The organism is Leifsonia sp. PARNA 1/14, from assembly GCF_055720965.1.
The window spans coordinates 86,849-105,228 of sequence record NZ_JBVQSP010000001.1; the positions used below are offsets into that span (position 1 = coordinate 86,849).

The window sequence follows — 18,380 nt, forward strand, 5'->3', positions numbered from 1 at the left end:
CCATGGCGAACATCAAGAAGGGCGACCTGGTCCAGGTCATCTCGGGCCGTTCGCAGGCCCGCGGTGGCGACCGTGGCAAGCAGGGTCGCGTCATCGAGGTCCTCGTCGAGAAGAACCGCGTGATCGTCGAGGGCGTCAACTTCGTGACCAAGCACGTGCGCGTCGGCCAGACGCAGCGTGGCACGAAGACCGGCGGTATCGAGACGCACGAGGCTCCGATCCACGTGTCCAACGTGGCGCTCGTCGACCCCGAGACCAAGAAGCCGACCCGCGTCGGCTTCCGCAACGAGACCGTTACGAAGGACGGCGTCACCAAGACGGTCCGCGTTCGTTACGCCAAGAAGTCTGGTAAGGACCTGTAATGACGGACACTGCAACGAGTGCTGGCAAAATCCAGCCTCGCCTGAAGCAGAAGTACAAGACCGAGATCTCGGCCCAGCTCAAGGACGACTTCGGCTTCACGAACGTGCACCAGGTGCCCGGTCTCGTGAAGATCGTGGTCAACATGGGTGTCGGCGAGGCTGCTCGTGACGGCAAGGTGATCGACGGGGCCGTCAACGACCTCACCCTGATCACCGGCCAGAAGCCGCAGGTCACCAAGGCCCGCAAGTCCATCGCGCAGTTCAAGCTGCGCGAGGGTCAGCCGATCGGCGCACACGTCACGCTGCGAGGCGACCGCATGTGGGAGTTCCTCGACCGCCTGCTCTCGCTCGCGCTGCCCCGTATCCGGGACTTCCGCGGCCTGAGCGACAAGCAGTTCGACGGCAACGGCAACTACACCTTCGGTCTCACGGAGCAGTCGATGTTCCACGAGATCAACCAGGACCGGATCGACCGTGTCCGCGGTATGGACATCACGGTCGTGACCACCGCCAAGAACGACGACGAGGGCCGCGCGCTGCTCAAGCAGCTCGGCTTCCCGTTCCGTTCGAACGAGACGACCAACTGAACCTAGTAGTCTTGTCTCTTTGTGGGCCGGCCACCCGGCCGGCCCACTTCCACCACAGGTCGTCAGTCGTGTAACGGCTGAACGAAACCTGGTGAACAAAGGAAAACCGCAATGACGATGACAGATCCGGTCGCAGACATGCTGACCAGACTGCGCAACGCGAACTCGGCGCACCACGACACCGTGTCGATGCCGCACTCCAAGCTCAAGGCCCACATCGCCGAGATCCTCACCTCTGAGGGCTACATCTCCGGCTGGGAGGTCTCGGACGCCCGTGTCGGACAGACCCTGACGCTCAACCTCAAGTTCGGTCCGAACCGTGAGCGCTCCATCGCCGGCATCAAGCGCGTCTCCAAGCCCGGCCTCCGCGTCTACGCGAAGTCCACGGAGCTCCCCAAGGTCCTCGGCGGCCTCGGTGTCGCCATCCTGTCCACCTCCTCGGGGCTCCTCACGGACCGCCAGGCTGAGAAGAAGGGCGTGGGTGGGGAAGTCCTCGCCTACGTGTGGTGACCCTGCCATGTCGCGTATTGGAAGACTGCCCATCGACATCCCCGCTGGGGTCGATGTGAAGATCGACGGCCAGACCGTCACTGTCAAGGGCCCGAAGGGCGAGCTCACGCTCACCGTCGCGAGCCCGATCGAGGCGAAGCTGGAGGAGGGCCAGGTCCTGGTCACCCGTCCGGACGACGAGCGCGCATCGCGTTCGCTCCACGGCCTCACCCGCACGCTCATCAACAACAACATCATCGGCGTCACCCAGGGCTATTCGAAGGGCCTGGAGATCGTCGGCACCGGTTACCGCGTCGCACAGAAGGGCGCGGGCGTCGAGTTCGCACTCGGCTTCTCGCACCCGGTCAACGTCGAGCCGCCGGCCGGCATCACCTTCACGGTGGAGGGCAACAACAAGGTCACCGTGAGCGGGATCGACAAGCAGGCTGTGGGCGAGGTCGCCGCGAACATCCGCAAGATCCGCAAGCCCGAGCCGTACAAGGGCAAGGGCGTGCGTTACGCCGGCGAGGTCGTTCGTCGCAAGGCCGGAAAGGCTGGTAAGTAATCATGGCTCTGGGTACCAGAGGAAAGAGCAAGGCGGCCGCTCGCGACCGTCGTCACACCCGACTTCGCAAGAAGATCGAGGGCACCGCGCTTCGTCCGCGCCTGGTCGTCACCCGGTCGGCCCGTCACGTCTTCGTGCAGGTCGTCGACGACGCCCAGGGTCACACCGTGGCCTCCGCGTCGACCATGGAGGCCGACCTCCGCAGCTTCGACGGCGACAAGACCGCCAAGGCCCGCAAGGTCGGTGAGCTGGTCGCCGAGCGCGCGAAGAGCGCCGGCGTCGAGGCCGTGGTCTTCGACCGTGGCGGCAGCAAGTACGCCGGTCGCGTTGCGGCCGTCGCCGAAGGCGCTCGTGAAGGTGGGCTGAACCTGTGAGCGACGAGAACAACAAGGAGCAGACCGTGGCCGCTGAGGTAACGGAGACCGCGCAGCCGGTCGAGACCGCTGCGTCGACCGACAACAACCGTGAGCGCGAGCCGCGCCGCGGTGGCCGGGAGCGCAACCCCAACCGCGATCGCGGCAGCCGTGACGCCGACAAGAGCCAGTTCCTGGAGCGCGTCGTCACCATCAACCGCGTCTCCAAGGTCGTGAAGGGTGGTCGTCGCTTCAGCTTCACCGCTCTCGTGGTCGTCGGTGACGGCAACGGCCTGGTGGGCGTCGGCTACGGCAAGGCCCGCGAGGTGCCGCTGGCGATCTCGAAGGGCGTCGAGGAGGCGAAGAAGAACTTCTTCCGCGTCCCGCGCGTCGGAAACACCATCCCGCACCCGGTGCAGGGTGAGGCCGCCGCCGGCGTCGTCCTCCTGCGTCCGGCTGCCGCCGGTACCGGTGTCATCGCCGGTGGTCCGGTGCGCGCCGTCCTGGAGTGCGCCGGTATCCACGACGTGCTGAGCAAGTCGCTCGGCTCGTCCAACACGATCAACATCGTGCACGCGACCGTCGAGGCGCTGCAGCAGCTCGAGGAGCCCCGCGCCGTCGCAGCTCGCCGTGGTCTCGACTACGACCAGGTCGCGCCTGCGCGCCTGCTGCGTGCCGAGGCCGAGGCGGCCGAGGCCGCTGCTGCCGCCAAGAAGGCAGAGAAGGTAGGTGCCTGATGGCCGCGCGCCTGAAGATCACGCAGATCAAGTCGAAAGTGAGCGAGAAGCAGTACCAGCGCGACACGCTGCGCAGTCTGGGACTGAAGCGGATCGGTGACGTCGTCGTCCGCGACGACAACTCGCAGAACCGCGGGTACGTCAAGACCGTCGCTCACCTGGTGAAGGTTGAGGAGATCGACTAATGGCTGACGACAAGCCCACTACTGAGGTTGCCGACAAGCCGGCCGCCGCCAAGAAGCCCGCCTCGAAGGCTGCCGCCGACAAGCCGGCCGCCGAGAAGAAGGCTCCGGCCAAGAAGGCTCCGGCGAAGGCCGCTGCCGACAAGGCCGCCGCTTCAACGAAGGACGAGACCGTCGCCGCCCCGGCGAAGAAGTCCTCGGCCAAGAAGGACGTCGCGGAGCCCCGCGAGCAGGTCCTGAAGGTGCACCACCTCCGTCCCGCCGCGGGCGCCAAGAAGGACCGGACCCGCGTCGGACGCGGTGAGGGTTCCAAGGGCAAGACCGCGGGCCGTGGCACGAAGGGCACCAAGGCCCGCTACCAGGTCCGCCCGGGCTTCCAGGGTGGTCAGCTGCCTTTCCACATGCGCTCCCCGAAGCTGCGCGGGTTCAAGAACCCGTTCCGCGTCGAGTACCAGGTGGTCAACCTCGAGAAGCTGGCCGAGCTGTACCCGGCCGGTGGCGATGTCACCATCGCCGACCTCGTCGCCAAGGGCGCCGTTCGCAAGAACGAGAAGGTCAAGGTTCTCGGTAACGGTGACATTGCGGTTAAGCTGAACGTTGCGGTCGACAAGGTCTCCGGCTCTGCCGAGCAGAAGATCGTCGCCGCTGGTGGCTCCGTCAAGTAGCCGCCCGTAAAGCAGCGCAGTCGGGTGGCCGGGCAACCGGTCACCCGACTGACTCTTACAGGAAAGCAGGACGCACTTTTGTTTAGCGCCGTCGCGCGGATCTTCCGCACCCCGGACCTCCGCCGGAAGATCTTCTTCACGCTGGGGATCATCGCCCTGTTCCGGCTGGGCTCCTTCATCCCCGCGCCGTTCGTCGACTTCGGCAACGTGCAGACCTGTCTGAACGCCAACCAGGACACGTCCGGCCTCTACTCGCTGGTCAACCTGTTCTCCGGCGGCGCACTCCTCAAGCTCTCGATCTTCGCACTCGGCATCATGCCGTACATCACCGCGTCGATCATCGTGCAGCTCCTCCGCGTGGTCATCCCGCGTTTCGAGACCCTCTACAAAGAGGGCCAGGCGGGCCAGGCGAAGCTCACGCAGTACACGCGCTATCTCACGATCGCGCTGGGCGTCCTCCAGTCGACGACCCTCATCACCGTCGCCCGTTCGGGCGCCCTCTTCGGCACCACGGCCGTCTCGCAGTGCACGCAGCTGATCACGGACGACTCCTGGTACGCCATCATGCTCATGGTCATCACGATGACCGCCGGCACCGGCCTCATCATGTGGATGGGCGAGCTCGTCACCGAGCGCGGCATCGGCAACGGCATGTCCCTCCTGATCTTCACCTCGATCGCGGCGCAGTTCCCGAGCTCGCTCTGGGCCATCGGCCAGTCGCAGAGCATCGAGATCATGCTGGTCGTCATCGCCATCGGACTGCTGATCGTGGCCGCCGTCGTGTTCGTCGAGCAGTCGCAACGTCGCATCCCGGTGCAGTACGCCAAACGAATGGTCGGTCGCCGCACGTACGGCGGCAACAACACGTACATCCCGATCAAGGTGAACATGGCGGGTGTCGTGCCGGTCATCTTCGCGTCCTCGCTGCTGTACCTGCCTGCTCTGATCGCGCAGTTCAACCAGCCGGCCGCGGGCAAGGCCCCCGCGCCCTGGGTGACCTGGATCACGAACTATCTGACCAAGGGCGACCACCCGCTCTACATGCTCCTGTACTTCCTCCTGATCGTCGGCTTCACGTACTTCTACGTGGCCATCACGTTCAACCCCGAGGAAGTCGCGGACAACATGAAGAAGTACGGTGGCTTCATCCCCGGCATCCGCGCCGGTCGCCCGACGGCGGAGTACCTCGACTACGTCCTGACGCGCGTGACACTGCCGGGCTCGATCTACCTCGGTATCATCGCGCTGATCCCCTTGGTCGCCTTCGCGTTGCTCGGCGCCAGTCAGAACTTCATGTTCGGCGGCACGTCCATCCTCATCATCGTCGGTGTCGGACTGGAGACGGTCAAGCAGATCGACTCGCAGCTCCAGCAGCGTCACTACGAAGGGCTTCTGCGTTGACCCGTATGTTGATCGTCGGACCTCCCGGGGCGGGCAAGGGCACTCAGGCCTCCCGCATCACCACCGCGTACGGGATCCCCGACATCTCCACGGGCGACATCTTCCGGGCGAACATCAAGAACGAGACTCCGCTCGGCAAAGAGGTCAAGGCGATCGTCGATGCAGGCGACTACGTGCCGGACAGCCTGACCAACAAGCTGGTCACCGACCGTCTGGCCGAGGAAGACGCCCAGGGCGGCTTTCTGCTCGACGGTTACCCCCGCACGCTCGACCAGGTGACGTACCTCGACGAGATGCTCGCCTCGCACGGCCAGGAGCTCGCTGCGGTGATCCAGCTGGTCGCCGACCAGGACGAGATCGTGGCCCGGCTCACGAAGCGCGCACAGGAGCAGGGTCGCGCCGACGACTCCGAGGAAGCCATCCGGCACCGCCAGGAGGTCTACGTGCGCGAGACGTCTCCGCTCATCGACGTGTACCGCGATCGCGGTCTGCTGGTCGAGGTCGACGGCCTCGGGGCTGTGGACGATGTGGCGGCCCGCATCCGTTCGGCTCTCGCCGAGCGCGGCATCCACCCCCTCGCCGGGGCCGACGAGCCCGTCGCGTAACGACCGTGGCCTTCAAGCGGACGATCTACAAGACGCCCGCCCAGTTGCGCCAGATGGTCGCGCCCGGGCGAGCGACCGCGGCGTCTCTGGACGCCGTGGCGGAGGCCGTGTCCGCGGGCATGTCCACGCTTCAGCTCGACGAGATCGCCGAGGCGGCGATCGAGCGGGCGGGCGGCCGTTCGAACTTCAAGCTCGAGGCGGGTTACCATCACACCATCTGCGCGTCGGTGAACGACGAGGTCGTCCATGGCATCCCGGGGTCTCGCATCCTGCTGCCCGGTGACATCGTGTCGATCGACAGCGGCGCGATCGTCACGGGCGCCGACGGCGCCGGCTGGAACGGCGACGCTGCGCGCTCGTTCGTCCTGCCCGACCCCGCCCATCCGGAGCGGGTGGCCGAGCGGCAGAAGCTCTCCGACGTGACCGAGCAATCGCTCTGGCACGGTATCGCCCGTCTCGCGACCGCCCGCCACCTCAACGAGGTCGGCGAGGCGATCGAGGACCACATCCTCTCGCAGGGCGACTACGACATCCTCACCGACTACATCGGTCACGGGATCGGGCGTCGGATGCACGAGGAGCCGCCGGTGTTCAACTACCGTGTGCGCTCGAAGGGCCCGGAGGTCCGCCCCGGCCTGGTGGTCGCGATCGAGCCGATGGTGGTTCTGGGCGACCAGGACACCTATGTGAAGGACGACGGCTGGACGGTCGCGACCGAGGACGGCTCCGCCGCCGCGCACTGGGAGCACAGCGTCGCCGTACACGCGGGCGGCATCTGGGTGCTGACCGCGGTCGACGGGGGAGCGGCAGGGCTCGCACCCTTCGGTATCACGCCGACCCCGATCCCGTGAGCGCTCACCGCTGTTCGCTCACAGCGGGCGCAGATGATAGCCCAGAATTGGCGAAATGGCTCGGCATCCCATAAGATTGATCCTTGGTGTCTTAGGCGTGCTCGATGCATGCCTATCGCCGGTGTAAACGCACGACCAGCAAACCACTACGACTAGCGACAGTGAGGCTATGGCCAAAAAAGACGGTGTCATCGAGATCGAAGGATCTGTGATCGAGGCGCTCCCCAACGCGATGTTCCGCGTCGAGCTCACCAACGGTCACAAGGTTCTTGCCCATATCTCCGGCAAGATGCGCCAGCACTACATCCGCATCCTCCCCGAGGACCGCGTGATCGTGGAGCTGAGCCCCTACGATCTGACCCGCGGCCGGATCGTCTACCGCTACAAGTAACGGGTTGCTGTAAGTAACGGCCACGCCACCGGGTAGCCCCTGGCGAGGTACGAGGACAGCGAACAAAGGTAACAGCACAATGAAGGTCAACCCCTCCGTGAAGAAGATCTGCGACAAGTGCAAGGTCATCCGTCGCAACGGCCGGGTCATGGTCATCTGCGAGAACCCGCGCCACAAGCAGCGCCAGGGCTGATCGCAGCAACGCCCAACTGACAGTACTTACAAATAAATAAGGCGAAGCGATCCCAGAACCCGCGTCCATCCAGGATGGGCGCGGGGGACACCCTCGGAGGAGGCCGGGGCACCGGGACCGCTGAAGACCTCCACTCATCAACAGGAGAAGCCACACCATGGCACGTCTAGCAGGCGTCGACATCCCGCGCGAGAAGCGCGTGGAGGTCGCACTCACCTACATCTACGGCGTCGGGCGCACGCGTGCGCTCCAGACCCTTCGCGAGACCGGGATCTCCGGCGACATCCGCGTCAAGGACCTGACCGACGACCAGCTCGTCGCACTGCGCGACTTCATCGAAGGCAACTTCAAGGTCGAGGGCGACCTCCGCCGCGAGGTCGCCGCCGACATCCGCCGCAAGGTCGAGATCGGTAGCTACGAGGGCATCCGCCACCGCAAGGGCCTCCCGGTCCGCGGCCAGCGAACCAAGACGAACGCGCGTACCCGCAAGGGCCCGAAGCGGACCGTCGCCGGTAAGAAGAAGGCTCGCTAGGCCGACTACAGGACTGAAGGAGAAAGAAAATGGCAGCACCCAAGTCGGCCGCTCGCAAGCCGCGCAAGAAGGAAAAGAAGAACATCGCTGTGGGCCAGGCCCACATCAAGAGCACCTTCAACAACACCATCGTCTCGATCACCGACACCACCGGTGCGGTCATCTCGTGGGCGTCCTCTGGTGGAGTTGGCTTCAAGGGCTCGCGCAAGTCCACCCCGTTCGCCGCTCAGCTGGCCGCCGAGTCGGCCGCCCGCCAGGCGCAGGAGCACGGGATGAAGAAGGTCGACGTCTTCGTCAAGGGTCCGGGTTCGGGCCGCGAGACCGCGATCCGCTCGCTGCAGGCCGCCGGCCTCGAGGTGGGCTCGATCAACGACGTCACCCCGCAGGCGCACAACGGTTGCCGCCCGCCGAAGCGTCGTCGCGTCTAGTTCTCTTCCACGTCCGCCCAGGCGGCGGTCCTCATCGGGCCGCCGCCTGACGGCGTGACGAACCCCACCTCACTCACGCGAGTGTCATATAGCGGACACTCAGCCGAAAGGAATCAACAGTGCTCATTGCACAGCGTCCTACGCTCACCGAAGAGAACATCTCCGAGTTCCGTTCGCGGTTCGTCATCGAGCCGCTCGAGCCGGGCTTCGGCTACACCCTCGGAAACTCGCTGCGCCGCACCCTGCTCTCGTCCATCCCGGGCGCGGCCGTCACCAGCATCCGCATCGACGGCGTGCTGCACGAGTTCAGCACGGTTCCCGGTGTCAAGGAGGATGTCACCGAGATCATCCTGAACATCAAGGGACTGGTCGTCTCGAGCGAGCACGACGAGCCGATCACCGCCTACCTGCGCAAGACGGGTGCCGGCCAGGTCACGGCCGCCGACATCTCGGCTCCGGCGGGCGTGGAGATCCACAACCCCGAGCTCGTCATCGCCACCCTGAACGACAAGGCGAAGTTCGAGGTCGAGCTGACCATCGAGCGCGGCCGCGGCTACGTGTCGGCCCAGCAGAACCGCAACGAGTACAGCGAGGCGGGCCAGATCCCGATCGACTCGATCTACTCCCCGGTCCTCAAGGTCACCTACCGCGTCGAGGCCACCCGTGCCGGTGAGCGCACGGACTTCGACCGCCTCGTCGTCGACGTCGAGACCAAGCCGGCGATCAGCCCGCGCGACGCCATCGCGTCGGCAGGCCGCACGCTCGTCGAGCTGTTCGGTCTGGCCCGCGAGCTCAACAGCGCCGCCGAGGGCATCGAGATCGGCCCGGCGCCGGTCGACCAGGTGCTCAGCTCCGAGCTGTCGATGCCGATCGAGGACCTCGACCTGTCGGTGCGCTCGTACAACTGCCTCAAGCGTGAGGGCATCAACACGGTCAGCGAGCTCGTCTCGCTGTCCGAGACGCAGCTCATGAACATCCGCAACTTCGGTCAGAAGTCGGTGGATGAGGTCAAGGACAAGCTGACCGAGATGGGTCTGTCGCTCAAGGACTCGGTCCCCGGCTTCGACGGCGCCCACTTCTACAGCGGGTACGAAGAAGACGAGTCCACCATCTGAGGCCGCGTCAGCGAAGCCTTCGACTTTTCACTACTGGAGATAACCGATCATGCCTAAGCCCACGAAGGGCCCCCGCCTCGGAGGCGGTCCCGCGCACGAGCGTCTGATGCTCGCCAACCTGGCCGCCGCGCTGTTCACGCACAAGAGCATCAAGACGACCGAGACGAAGGCCAAGCGTCTGCGTCCCTACGCCGAGCGTCTGATCACGTTCGCGAAGCGCGGCGACCTGCACGCGCGCCGCCGCGTGCTCGCCGTCATCGGCGACAAGAGCGTCGTGCACGAGCTCTTCACCGAGATCGCGCCGCTGGTCGCCGAGCGTGAGGGCGGCTACACCCGCATCACCAAGCTCGGCTTCCGCAAGGGCGACAACGCGCCGATGGCGCAGATCGAGCTCGTGCTCGAGCCCGTCGCCCCGAAGGCCAAGCCCGCCAAGAAGGCGGAGGCCCCGAAGGCCGCTCCCGCCGAGGAGCCGGTCGTCGAGGAGGAGACCTCCGCTGAGGAGGCCGCCACCGAGGACGCCGCCACCGAGGAGACCACCGCTGCCGAGGCAGAGGTCGTCGAGGAGGCCACCGGCGACGCCGAGGCCGCCGGCGAGACGACCGCAGAGGACGAGGCCGAGAAGGCCTGAGCCTCCCGCTTCATCGACGAGACGCCCCGCATCCATCCGGATGCGGGGCGTCTTGCCGTTCCGGCACGAGGGTCCGCACGCCGCTAGGCTGGCGGGATGCCGGGGCCAGAATCCATCGAGACGACCCTTCCGCCGCTGAACGAGCGCGTGGAGGCGCCTCCGACGTACCGGCCGCAGCATCCAGCGGTCGCCGAGTGGCGACCGATCACGAAAGACGACGTCGACGCGGTCCACGCCGTGCTGAAGGCGAGCGACGCAGTCGACCATCCCAACTACCTCACCACGCGAGAAGAGGTGGAGGACGACCTCGGGTTCAGCTTCGTCGACCTCGAGCGCGATACGTTGCTCGCGGTCGGGCACGACGGCGCCGTGGTGGCGGTCGGTTCGATCCTGGAGCCGCCGCGGCAGATCACGCTGGTGCGCGAGTTCCTGAACGGGGCGGTGCACCCCGACCACCGTGGCATCGGCATCGGGCGGGAGCTGGTCGCCTGGCAACGGGCGCGGGGTGAGCAGAAGCTCGCCGCCCTGGACAAGCGCCTCCCCGGCTGGCTGGTCGGATACGCGGACACCCGCGCTCCCGATCGCGAGCAGTTGCTGACGGCCGCCGGCTTCAAGGCGGTGCGCTGGTTCCACACGATGGAGCGCGACCTCGCCGCGCCGATCCCGGACGTCGTGCCCACCGAGGCCGTGCGGATCGTCCCCTATGCGGCGGAGCTGGCGGAGGCCGTGCACGCCGCCCGCGACGAGGCCTTCCTCGACCATTGGGGAAGCCAGCCGTTGAGCGACGAGCAGTGGGCCAGCCTGATCGGCGGCACGTTCGCCCCCGAGGTGTCGTTCGTGGCGTTCGCGGGTGAGGAGGTCGCCGGCGTCATCCTCAGCGACGTCAACGAGGACGACTGGGAGGCGCAGGGCTTCTCCGGCCCCTACATCTCGACCGTCGCGGTCACGCGCGGGCACCGCGGGCGCCGGATCGCGCCCGCGTTGCTCGGCGCTGTGCTGAACGAGAGCGCGCGGCGCGGCTGGCAGAAGGCGGTGCTCGACGTCGACGCGGACAACCCCAGCGGCGCGCTCGGGCTCTACACCGGGATGGGGTTCGTGACGACCTTCTCTGAGACCGGGCTGGTGCGGGAGTACTGATGACCGACGAGGCGACCCGATTCCGGCTCGACATCGCCTACCAGGGCACCGATTTCAACGGCTGGGGGCGGCAGCCCGCCCTCCGCACCGTCCAGGGCGAGCTGGAGGCGGCACTGGCGACGATCTTCCGGCGTGCGGGGGAGCCTCCGCTGCTCACCGTCGCCGGCCGCACGGACGCGGGCGTCCACGCGCGCGGCCAGGTGGCGCACGTCGACCTCTCGGCCGAGCAGGTCGCGGTGCTCCGGAAGCCGCACGGCAAGCGTCCGCCGCTGGCGGCGCAGGATGCGCTCGCCCGACGTGTGAACGGGGTCCTCGGCCCGGTCTCCGACGTCGTCGTGCTGCGGGCGAGCGAGGCGCCGACCGGGTTCGACGCCCGGTTCTCCGCGGTATGGCGACGCTACGAGTACCGGGTCGCCGACCGGATCGCCTTGCGCGACCCGCTGCAGCGGCACCGCACCGCGTGGGTCTCCGCCGATCTGGACGCGCGGGCGATGGACGTTGCTGCGCACGGCCTCCTCGGCCTCCACGACTTCGCGAGCTACTGCAAAGCGCGGGAGGGCGCCACGACCATCCGCACGCTTCTCGACTTCTCGTGGCGCCGCGACGACGACGGAGTGCTCGTGGGCGAGGTGCTCGCGGACGCGTTCTGCCACAGCATGGTGCGCGCGCTGGTCGGGGCATGCGTCGAAGTGGGGGAGGGGTCGCTGGCCCCCGGCGACCTCGTCGAGTTGCGCGATGCGCGGCTGCGGACCAGCGCCTTCAAGGTGATGCCCGCGCGGGGGCTCACGCTGATGGAGGTCGGCTACCCGGGCGACGCCGAGCTGGCGTTGCGGGCGGAGCAGACCCGCGGGCTGCGAACGCTCTGAGGGCGCACGATGCGGGCGCGTCAGCGCACGAGCCCGTTCTCGTGCGCGAAGGCCACGACCTGGACGCGCGAGGTCAGCCCCAGTTTTTGCAGGATGCTGCGCATGTGGCTCTTCACGGTCGCCTCGGAAATGAACGCCGCCTGACCTGCCTCGGCGTTGCTGAGCCCGCGCGCCGCGAGGAGGAAGACCTCCTTCTCGCGTGCGGAGAGCGCGGCGATGGCCTCCGGCCGGGCGGGGTGCATACCGTCGCGCAGCAGCGCCGCCGTGTCCTTCGGTGCGACCACGGCGTGCCCGGCGTGGACGGTGCGGATGGCGGCGAGGACGAACTCCGGTGTCGTGTCCTTCATGATGAAGCCGTCGGCGCCGGCGCGCAGGGCCGCGGCGACGGCATGATCGCGTTCGAAGGTGGTGAGGACGACGATCTTCGGTCCGCCGCCCGGCAGTTCGGAGCGGATGCGCCGTGTCGCGCCGATGCCATCGAGTCGGGGCATGCGCACATCCATGAGCATCACATCCGGTCTCAGGTCGCGTGCGAGTTCGAGGCCGGTGAGGCCGTCGTCGGCGGACCCTGCGAACTCCAGGTCCGGCTGGGACTCGATGAGCATCCCCATCCCGGAGCAGAACAGGGGCTGATCATCGACAACGGCGACGCGGATCGCGCTCACGCCGGCACCCCTGCCGGGATATACCCGGTCACGAGGTAGCCGCCCGGGGCATCGTCCTCGCCCGCCTCGAGCCAGCCGCCGGCCAACCTGGCGCGTTCGCGCATGCCGTGAAGGCCGCGTCCGCCGGGCTGCGCGGCGACGACGCGCCGGCCGGTCGAGGAGATGCTCAGCGCGAGCCCGGGTGCGCGCGCGTCGAGGACGACCCGGGCCGCCGCTCCCCGGCCGCCGTGCTTCAGCGCGTTCGTCAGGCTCTCCTGCACGATGCGGTAGGCGGCCAGCTCCTGCGCCGTCGTGAGGCCGTCCGCCTCGCCGAACCGCTCCGCCTCGACGCCGAGACCCGCATCGCGGAGGCGCTGTACGAGCTCGTCGAGGTCGCTGAGAGCCGGTGTGGAGTGGCCCTGCGGCTCGGAGACGAGCGTCTCGATCAGCACCCTGACCTCGGTGAGCGAGGTGCGCGCGGTCTCCGCGATGGTGGCGAGCGATGCCGGGACCGCGTCGGGACGCTCGTCGGCCAGGAACCGTGCGCCGTCCGCCTGCGCGAGGATGACGGAGAGCGAGTGCGCCATGATGTCGTGCACATCCTGGGCGATGCGCTCGCGTTCCTCCGACACGGTCGCGTCCACCTCGACGCGTTCTAGCTCCGCCGTCGTCCGCCCGAGCGCCCACTGGTCCGCGACGGCTCGCGCACGGAGGCCGATGTACGTGCCGGTCAGCCAGAGGAAGGCGCCGACGAAGGGGAGCGCGATGAAGAGGGTCGGGCGGAGCGCCGGTTCGCTGCGGTCGACTCCGTAGATGTAGCAGAGGAGCCCCGCGATCGAGACACCGGCGCCCACGGCGAATGCGAGTGCCACAGCCGACCAGCGACCGCGCACCGTCGCCGAGACGATCAGCACCACGACACCGAAGCCGAGGAAGATCTCCGGCGCCGGCGCATTCGGCAGGATGAGCTGACCGAGCAGCGCGGCGGTGGCGGCCGACATCGCGACGACGGGTTGGAGCCGTGCGCATCCGATCGCCACCGAGAGCAGCAGGAGGAACGCCCAGAACGGCAGGACCGAGCGCAACATGCCAGGGAGGATCTGGTGCGTACCGACCGAGGCGAACGCCCAGAGAACGAAGAACACGATGGCCGCGACGGGCTCAGCCAGCCAGCGGCCGCGGTTCAGGAGGTCTCTCATGCTGATCACGCTAGGGTGAGCGCCGGCTCTCGAAGGCCAGGCGGCCTGCGATTTCAGCCTGAGGGCGGAGGCCGACCCTCCCATCGGCTGCCCGGTTTGACCGCCTCCGGGCGTGTCGCGTAGTATTGACCCTTGGTGTCTGCGCCTCCTGCGGCGCGGCACGCGAACGTGAGCCCTCCACCGGCCCCGGTTCCCCTCCCCTCGGGAGGGCAACCCCCATCGGAGCGGGATTCACGAACTCCTCCGTTCGATACAGAAAGCAGCCACTACTGTGACGCGCACTTACACCCCGAAGGCAGACGAGATCCAGCACGACTGGGTCGTCATCGACGCGACCGATGTCGTGCTCGGCCGTCTCGCCAGCCACACCGCCGCCCTCCTCCGCGGCAAGCACAAGCCGACGTTCGCTCCGCACATGGACAGCGGCGACTTCGTGATCATCGTCAACGCCGACAAGGTGGCCCTCACCGGTCAGAAGGCGGCTCAGAAGAAGGCCTACCGCCACTCGGGCTACCCGGGCGGCCTCAAGGCCACCACCTACTCCGAGCTGCTCGAGAAGAACCCGGTTCGCGCCGTCGAGAAGGCCGTCCGCGGCATGCTGCCGAAGAACTCCCTCGGCCGCGCCCAGCTCCGCAAGCTGAAGGTCTACACCGGAAGCGAGCACCCGCACGCCGCCCAGCAGCCGAAGCAGTACACGCTCGGCCAGGTCGCCCAGTAAGCGATCCACGACCTTCACGACTGACTTAAGACAAAGGATTATCACCACCGTGGCGAAGATCGCAGACAGCATCGACTCGGCTCAGGTCGAGAACGTCGAGTCCTACTCGACCGAGACCCCCGAGAGCGCGGCCCCCGCGGCCCCGCGTCCCGTCCTCTCCGTTCCCGGCGCGGCCGTGGGCCGTCGCAAGGAGGCCATCGCGCGCGTGCGCCTGGTCCCGGGCTCCGGAACCATCACGGTCAACGGCCGTGAGTTCGCGGACTACTTCCCGAACAAGCTGCACCAGCAGCTGATCACCGATCCCTTCAAGGTCCTCGACCTCATCGGCGCTTACGACGTCGTCGCCCGCATCACCGGCGGCGGCCCCTCGGGCCAGGCCGGCGCGCTGCGCCTCGCCATCGCCCGTGCGCTGAACGAGATCGACCGCGAGAACAACCGTCCGACCCTCAAGAAGGCCGGCTTCCTCACTCGTGACGCTCGCGTCACCGAGCGCAAGAAGGCCGGGCTCAAGAAGGCGCGCAAGGCTTCGCAGTTCTCCAAGCGCTGATCCCCGTCAGCGCTTAGGCTTCGGTTCATGCCCCGCCTTTTCGGAACCGACGGAGTCCGCGGACTCGCGAACGGTACGCTCACCGCCGACCTCGCGCTCGGTCTCGCTCAGGCAGCTGCGGCTGTCCTGACGCGAGGCCGCAGCGCGGAGGCTCGGCGCGCCGCGGGCAAGCGCCCGCTGGCGATCGTCGCCCGCGACCCCCGGGTCTCCGGCGAATTCCTCTCGGCCGCTGTCGCGGCCGGGCTGGCCAGCTCCGGCATCGACGTCTACGACGCCGGTGTCATCCCCACGCCGGCCACGGCCTTCCTCATCGCCGACTTCGACGCCGACTTCGGTGTGATGGTCTCGGCCTCGCACAACCCCGCCCCCGACAACGGGATCAAGATCTTCGCCCGCGGCGGCACCAAGCTCCCCGACGTCGTCGAGGACCGCATCGAGCAGCACCTCGACATGGAGAAGCTCACGCCGACCGGCGCGGAGGTCGGCCGCATCCGCCGTTTCGCGGACGCGGAGGACCGCTACGTCGTGCATCTTCTCGCGAGCCTCCCGCATCGCCTCGACGGCATCCACGTCGTGCTCGACTGCGCTCACGGCGCCGCCGCCGGCATCTCGCCCGAGGTGTTCACCGATGCCGGTGCACGAGTGACCGTCATCGGCGACTCGCCCGATGGGATGAACATCAACGACGGTGTCGGCTCGACGCACCTCGACAAGCTCGCCGAGGCCGTTCTCGCCGCGGGCGCCGACGTCGGCATCGCGCACGACGGCGACGCCGACCGCTGCCTGGCGATCGACGCCGACGGCAACATCGTCGACGGCGACCAGATCATGGCGATCCTCGCTGTCGGAATGAAGGAGCGCGGCAAGCTCACCGACGACACGCTCGTGGCGACCGTGATGAGCAACCTCGGCCTCAAGATCGCCATGCGCGAGCACGGCATCCGCATCGTCGAGACCGCGGTCGGCGACCGTTATGTGCTCGAGGAGATGAACCGGAACGACTTCGCCCTCGGCGGCGAGCAGTCGGGACACGTCATCATGCGCGAGTTCGCGACCACCGGCGACGGCATCCTCACTGGTCTGCACCTCCTCAGCGAGATGGCGCGCCAGCGCAAGTCACTTGCGGAGCTGGCGAAGGTCATGACGGTCTACCCGCAGGTCATGGTGAACGTGAAGGGCGTCGATCACCACGCGGTGCACACCGATGAGCCCCTCCAGCTGGCCGTTCAGACGGCGGAGGCTGCGCTCGGCGACAGCGGCCGCGTGCTGCTCCGTCCTTCCGGTACCGAGCCGCTGGTGCGGGTCATGGTGGAGGCGGCCGACCAGCACACCGCCGAGCGCCTTGCCAACGAGCTCGCCGACGTGGTGCGGGAGCGGCTCAGCGTCTGAAGCCCGGGCGCTCGGGTGTTCGGGCCGGACGTGCCCTCAGCTGTTCGGCCGGTTGTGGTGTTCCTTGGCCGTGCGGTACTCCGTCACGGTGAACGGCCTGATGTCGTCCGGGAAGAGGTCGCGATCGGCGAGGCCCGCCAGAGCGGTCCCCGGTCGCATGTCCAGGGTCACGAAGAGGCGCAGGAGCGTCAACAGGGTCGGATTGCCGATCCCGCGTTCGAGCTTGCCGTAATTGGCGAGATCGGCGGCGCTCTCGTGCGCGACGGTGTACTGGGTCAGGCCGAGGTCGGTCCTCCGGTCGCGCAGACGGCTGCCGAGGATGCGGGTGGCTTCGGACGTGGGAGGAGTGGCGGCGGGCACCTGGTCACCCCTTCCCGTCGGGTCGCTCACGAAGTCTGAGCTGCTCCTGGACGAAATCGGAGGGCGAGAACGCATGCTCCGGCTCCGGAAGGAGCTCGAGGTCGGCCAGCCCTTCCAGGAGTTCGCTCGGGTCGATCTCTAGCGTCACAGCGAGCTGCAAGAGCGTCTGGAAGGTCGGGTTGCCGATGCCGCGCTCGACGCGACCGTAATTGGCGAGGTCGACCTGGCTCAAGGCTGCGACGTCGGCCTGCGAGATCTGCAGCTGCATGCGTCGCCGGCGCAGCCGTTCGCCGAGCATCCGTGAGGCTTCGAAACGTGTCGGCGACATACATCCACACTGTTTCCCGCCGGGTTGCCATCCCAGAGTGCGCGGACATCATGTGTTCAATCCCTATGCGTGAGATACGGATTCGCATCGAGATTCGCGATCCCCGCGCCACCCGGACCTGACGGACGCCCCTAGAGCTTGCGCAGCAGCACCGAGCTCACGGTGTGGTCGGCGTCCTTCCGCAGGACGAGCTTCGCACGCGAGCGCGTGGGCCGGATGTTCTGGACGAGGTTGGGCTCGTTGATCGCCGACCAGATGGAGGCCGCGCGCTCCCGGGCCTGGCCCTCGCTGAGCTGCGAATACCGGTGGAAGTACGACTTGGGGTTCGCGAACGCGCCGCGCTGCAGCTTGAGGAAGCGCTCCTCGTACCAGTGGGCGATGTCGCGGGTGCGGGCGTCGACGTAGACGCTGAAGTCGAACAGGTCGCTCACCGCGAGCCTGTTGCCGCCGCCGGCAGGCTGGAGAACGTTGAGGCCCTCGACGATGAGGACGTCCGGCCGCCGCACCACGATCTCGGCGTCGGGCACGATGTCGTAGCTGAGGTGCGAGTAGAACGGTGCACGGACCTCCGGTGCTCCGCTCTTCACCTCGGTGACGAAGCGGAGCAGCGCGCGACGGTCGTACGACTCGGGGAAGCCCTTGCGCTCCATCAGTCCGCGGCGCTCCAGTTCGGCGTTCGGCAGAAGGAAGCCGTCGGTCGTGACCAGCTCGACGCGAGGGGTGTCGTCCCACCGCGAGAGCAACTCGCGCATGAGTCGGGCGATGCTCGACTTGCCCACCGCGACCGAGCCGGCGACACCGATCACGAACGGCGTGGGTTGCGCTCGCTCGCCGAGGAAGTCGCTGGTGACCCGATGCAGCTGCTTGGTGCCGCCCACGTAGAGGTTGAGCAGTCGGCTGAGGGGGAGGTAGACCTCCTCGACCTCCCGGAGGTCGAGCGGGTCGCCCAGGCCCCGCAACTGGACGATCTCGGTCTCCAGGAGCGGCAGCCGCGTGTTCTGCGCGAGCTCGGCCCAGTCGGCGCGGCTCAGCTCCACATAGGGAGTGCTGGACTCGCCGTTCGCCGTGGATCCGCCGCGAGCGGCGCCGTTCTCAGCCATAGGCGACA

General features: G+C 67.7%; 27 protein-coding genes. 22 read left to right on the forward strand and 5 right to left on the reverse strand.

Annotated elements, in window-relative coordinates; all coding sequences use genetic code 11:
* The first annotated feature begins 2 nt into the window (after positions 1-2).
* From rplX to AC0HS0_RS00520, 19 genes are all read left to right on the forward strand, one after another.
* A complete protein-coding gene (rplX, locus tag AC0HS0_RS00430) occupies positions 3-362 on the forward strand; it encodes a 50S ribosomal protein L24 (RefSeq protein ID WP_208041274.1) in 360 nt (119 codons plus the stop codon).
* Positions 362-949, forward strand: coding sequence for a 50S ribosomal protein L5 (rplE, locus tag AC0HS0_RS00435; protein ID WP_472960891.1), 588 nt, complete (start codon positions 362-364; stop codon positions 947-949). Before rplX ends, rplE begins: the two co-directional genes overlap by 1 nt.
* Positions 950-1,060: 111 nt before the next feature.
* Positions 1,061-1,459: a 30S ribosomal protein S8 gene (gene rpsH, locus AC0HS0_RS00440; protein WP_426625139.1), complete on the forward strand. Its 399-nt coding sequence runs from the start codon at positions 1,061-1,063 to the stop codon at positions 1,457-1,459.
* 7 nt (positions 1,460-1,466) lie between these two features.
* Complete coding sequence (rplF, locus tag AC0HS0_RS00445) at positions 1,467-2,003, forward strand: 50S ribosomal protein L6 (RefSeq protein ID WP_431348842.1); 537 nt, start codon at positions 1,467-1,469, stop codon at positions 2,001-2,003.
* A 2-nt stretch (positions 2,004-2,005) separates the two neighbouring features.
* Positions 2,006-2,377, forward strand: a complete 372-nt coding sequence (gene rplR, locus AC0HS0_RS00450; RefSeq protein ID WP_472960892.1) for a 50S ribosomal protein L18 — start codon at positions 2,006-2,008, stop codon at positions 2,375-2,377.
* The gene (rpsE, locus tag AC0HS0_RS00455) at positions 2,374-3,093 is read left to right on the forward strand and encodes a 30S ribosomal protein S5 (protein WP_179605009.1); all 720 of its coding nucleotides are present in this window, start codon (positions 2,374-2,376) and stop codon (positions 3,091-3,093) included. Before rplR ends, rpsE begins: the two co-directional genes overlap by 4 nt.
* Positions 3,093-3,278 (forward strand): 50S ribosomal protein L30, encoded by a 186-nt coding sequence (rpmD, locus tag AC0HS0_RS00460; protein ID WP_055913994.1) that lies wholly within the window; start codon positions 3,093-3,095, stop codon positions 3,276-3,278. The genes rpsE and rpmD overlap by 1 nt, the downstream gene beginning before the upstream one ends.
* Positions 3,278-3,940 (forward strand): 50S ribosomal protein L15, encoded by a 663-nt coding sequence (gene rplO, locus AC0HS0_RS00465; protein ID WP_472960894.1) that lies wholly within the window; start codon positions 3,278-3,280, stop codon positions 3,938-3,940. Before rpmD ends, rplO begins: the two co-directional genes overlap by 1 nt.
* 78 nt (positions 3,941-4,018) lie before the next feature.
* Positions 4,019-5,341, forward strand: a complete 1,323-nt coding sequence (gene secY / locus AC0HS0_RS00470) for a preprotein translocase subunit SecY (RefSeq protein WP_472962070.1) — start codon at positions 4,019-4,021, stop codon at positions 5,339-5,341.
* A complete protein-coding gene (locus AC0HS0_RS00475) occupies positions 5,338-5,946 on the forward strand; it encodes an adenylate kinase (protein WP_472960896.1) in 609 nt (202 codons plus the stop codon). Before secY ends, AC0HS0_RS00475 begins: the two co-directional genes overlap by 4 nt.
* Before the next feature lie 5 nt (positions 5,947-5,951).
* Entirely contained in the window at positions 5,952-6,797 is an 846-nt protein-coding gene (map, locus tag AC0HS0_RS00480; protein WP_472960898.1) for a type I methionyl aminopeptidase, read from the forward strand.
* Between the two features lie 169 nt (positions 6,798-6,966).
* On the forward strand, positions 6,967-7,188 hold the full coding sequence (gene infA / locus AC0HS0_RS00485) for a translation initiation factor IF-1 (protein WP_011186713.1): 222 nt from the start codon (positions 6,967-6,969) through the stop codon (positions 7,186-7,188).
* 79 nt (positions 7,189-7,267) lie between these two features.
* Entirely contained in the window at positions 7,268-7,381 is a 114-nt protein-coding gene (gene rpmJ, locus AC0HS0_RS00490) for a 50S ribosomal protein L36 (protein ID WP_011186712.1), read from the forward strand.
* Between the two features lie 157 nt (positions 7,382-7,538).
* Positions 7,539-7,913: a 30S ribosomal protein S13 gene (gene rpsM / locus AC0HS0_RS00495; RefSeq protein ID WP_179605016.1), complete on the forward strand. Its 375-nt coding sequence runs from the start codon at positions 7,539-7,541 to the stop codon at positions 7,911-7,913.
* A gap of 29 nt (positions 7,914-7,942) precedes the next feature.
* Entirely contained in the window at positions 7,943-8,341 is a 399-nt protein-coding gene (rpsK, locus tag AC0HS0_RS00500; RefSeq protein ID WP_018191944.1) for a 30S ribosomal protein S11, read from the forward strand.
* 119 nt (positions 8,342-8,460) lie between these two features.
* Positions 8,461-9,456, forward strand: coding sequence for a DNA-directed RNA polymerase subunit alpha (locus AC0HS0_RS00505; RefSeq protein WP_021755754.1), 996 nt, complete (start codon positions 8,461-8,463; stop codon positions 9,454-9,456).
* Between the two features lie 49 nt (positions 9,457-9,505).
* Positions 9,506-10,084, forward strand: a complete 579-nt coding sequence (gene rplQ, locus AC0HS0_RS00510; RefSeq protein WP_472960899.1) for a 50S ribosomal protein L17 — start codon at positions 9,506-9,508, stop codon at positions 10,082-10,084.
* 96 nt (positions 10,085-10,180) lie between these two features.
* Positions 10,181-11,221 carry a GNAT family N-acetyltransferase gene (locus AC0HS0_RS00515; protein WP_472960900.1) on the forward strand — a complete coding sequence of 347 codons (1,041 nt, stop codon included), beginning with the start codon at positions 10,181-10,183 and terminating at the stop codon, positions 11,219-11,221.
* Positions 11,221-12,087, forward strand: coding sequence for a tRNA pseudouridine synthase A (locus tag AC0HS0_RS00520; RefSeq protein WP_472960901.1), 867 nt, complete (start codon positions 11,221-11,223; stop codon positions 12,085-12,087). The genes AC0HS0_RS00515 and AC0HS0_RS00520 overlap by 1 nt, the downstream gene beginning before the upstream one ends.
* 20 nt (positions 12,088-12,107) lie before the next feature.
* Here AC0HS0_RS00520 and AC0HS0_RS00525 read toward each other — a convergent pair whose 3' ends face one another.
* Both AC0HS0_RS00525 and AC0HS0_RS00530 read right to left on the reverse strand, forming a co-directional pair.
* Entirely contained in the window at positions 12,108-12,752 is a 645-nt protein-coding gene (locus tag AC0HS0_RS00525; protein ID WP_472960904.1) for a response regulator, read from the reverse strand.
* The gene (locus AC0HS0_RS00530) at positions 12,749-13,930 is read right to left on the reverse strand and encodes a sensor histidine kinase (RefSeq protein WP_472960905.1); all 1,182 of its coding nucleotides are present in this window, start codon (positions 13,928-13,930) and stop codon (positions 12,749-12,751) included. The genes AC0HS0_RS00525 and AC0HS0_RS00530 overlap by 4 nt, the downstream gene beginning before the upstream one ends.
* Before the next feature lie 271 nt (positions 13,931-14,201).
* Here AC0HS0_RS00530 and rplM point away from each other — a divergent pair, with 271 nt between their 5' ends.
* The 3 genes from rplM to glmM are packed head-to-tail and all read left to right on the forward strand — an operon-like array spanning position 14,202 to position 16,584.
* Positions 14,202-14,648 (forward strand): 50S ribosomal protein L13, encoded by a 447-nt coding sequence (gene rplM, locus AC0HS0_RS00535; protein WP_472960907.1) that lies wholly within the window; start codon positions 14,202-14,204, stop codon positions 14,646-14,648.
* Positions 14,649-14,697: 49 nt separating this feature from the next.
* Positions 14,698-15,195, forward strand: coding sequence for a 30S ribosomal protein S9 (gene rpsI, locus AC0HS0_RS00540; protein WP_472960909.1), 498 nt, complete (start codon positions 14,698-14,700; stop codon positions 15,193-15,195).
* 27 nt (positions 15,196-15,222) lie between these two features.
* On the forward strand, positions 15,223-16,584 hold the full coding sequence (gene glmM / locus AC0HS0_RS00545; RefSeq protein ID WP_472960910.1) for a phosphoglucosamine mutase: 1,362 nt from the start codon (positions 15,223-15,225) through the stop codon (positions 16,582-16,584).
* A gap of 36 nt (positions 16,585-16,620) precedes the next feature.
* Here glmM and AC0HS0_RS00550 read toward each other — a convergent pair whose 3' ends face one another.
* The 3 genes from AC0HS0_RS00550 to coaA form a co-directional block, all read right to left on the reverse strand.
* Complete coding sequence (locus tag AC0HS0_RS00550) at positions 16,621-16,944, reverse strand: helix-turn-helix domain-containing protein (protein WP_472960911.1); 324 nt, start codon at positions 16,942-16,944, stop codon at positions 16,621-16,623.
* Between the two features lie 4 nt (positions 16,945-16,948).
* Positions 16,949-17,272 (reverse strand): helix-turn-helix domain-containing protein, encoded by a 324-nt coding sequence (locus AC0HS0_RS00555; RefSeq protein ID WP_472960913.1) that lies wholly within the window; start codon positions 17,270-17,272, stop codon positions 16,949-16,951.
* Between the two features lie 131 nt (positions 17,273-17,403).
* The gene (gene coaA / locus AC0HS0_RS00560; protein WP_472960915.1) at positions 17,404-18,372 is read right to left on the reverse strand and encodes a type I pantothenate kinase; all 969 of its coding nucleotides are present in this window, start codon (positions 18,370-18,372) and stop codon (positions 17,404-17,406) included.
* Positions 18,373-18,380: the final 8 nt, after the last annotated feature.

Excerpts from the sequence above, each read along its gene's own strand:
- rpsK (WP_018191944.1), top strand. The coding sequence starts at position 7,943 with ATGGCAGCACCCAAGTCGGCCGCTCGCAAGCCGCGCAAGAAGGAAAAG.
- rpsM (WP_179605016.1), top strand. The coding sequence starts at position 7,539 with ATGGCACGTCTAGCAGGCGTCGACATCCCGCGCGAGAAGCGCGTGGAG.
- AC0HS0_RS00555 (WP_472960913.1), bottom strand. The coding sequence starts at position 17,272 with ATGTCGCCGACACGTTTCGAAGCCTCACGGATGCTCGGCGAACGGCTG.
- rplO (WP_472960894.1), top strand. The coding sequence starts at position 3,278 with ATGGCTGACGACAAGCCCACTACTGAGGTTGCCGACAAGCCGGCCGCC.
- rplE (WP_472960891.1), top strand. The coding sequence starts at position 362 with ATGACGGACACTGCAACGAGTGCTGGCAAAATCCAGCCTCGCCTGAAG.
- rplF (WP_431348842.1), top strand. The coding sequence starts at position 1,467 with ATGTCGCGTATTGGAAGACTGCCCATCGACATCCCCGCTGGGGTCGAT.
- glmM (WP_472960910.1), top strand. The coding sequence starts at position 15,223 with ATGCCCCGCCTTTTCGGAACCGACGGAGTCCGCGGACTCGCGAACGGT.
- rpmJ (WP_011186712.1), top strand. The coding sequence starts at position 7,268 with ATGAAGGTCAACCCCTCCGTGAAGAAGATCTGCGACAAGTGCAAGGTC.
- infA (WP_011186713.1), top strand. The coding sequence starts at position 6,967 with ATGGCCAAAAAAGACGGTGTCATCGAGATCGAAGGATCTGTGATCGAG.
- rplQ (WP_472960899.1), top strand. The coding sequence starts at position 9,506 with ATGCCTAAGCCCACGAAGGGCCCCCGCCTCGGAGGCGGTCCCGCGCAC.
- rpsH (WP_426625139.1), top strand. The coding sequence starts at position 1,061 with ATGACGATGACAGATCCGGTCGCAGACATGCTGACCAGACTGCGCAAC.
- rplR (WP_472960892.1), top strand. The coding sequence starts at position 2,006 with ATGGCTCTGGGTACCAGAGGAAAGAGCAAGGCGGCCGCTCGCGACCGT.
- AC0HS0_RS00515 (WP_472960900.1), top strand. The coding sequence starts at position 10,181 with ATGCCGGGGCCAGAATCCATCGAGACGACCCTTCCGCCGCTGAACGAG.
- rplX (WP_208041274.1), top strand. The coding sequence starts at position 3 with ATGGCGAACATCAAGAAGGGCGACCTGGTCCAGGTCATCTCGGGCCGT.
- AC0HS0_RS00520 (WP_472960901.1), top strand. The coding sequence starts at position 11,221 with ATGACCGACGAGGCGACCCGATTCCGGCTCGACATCGCCTACCAGGGC.
- AC0HS0_RS00530 (WP_472960905.1), bottom strand. The coding sequence starts at position 13,930 with ATGAGAGACCTCCTGAACCGCGGCCGCTGGCTGGCTGAGCCCGTCGCG.
- coaA (WP_472960915.1), bottom strand. The coding sequence starts at position 18,372 with ATGGCTGAGAACGGCGCCGCTCGCGGCGGATCCACGGCGAACGGCGAG.
- rpmD (WP_055913994.1), top strand. The coding sequence starts at position 3,093 with ATGGCCGCGCGCCTGAAGATCACGCAGATCAAGTCGAAAGTGAGCGAG.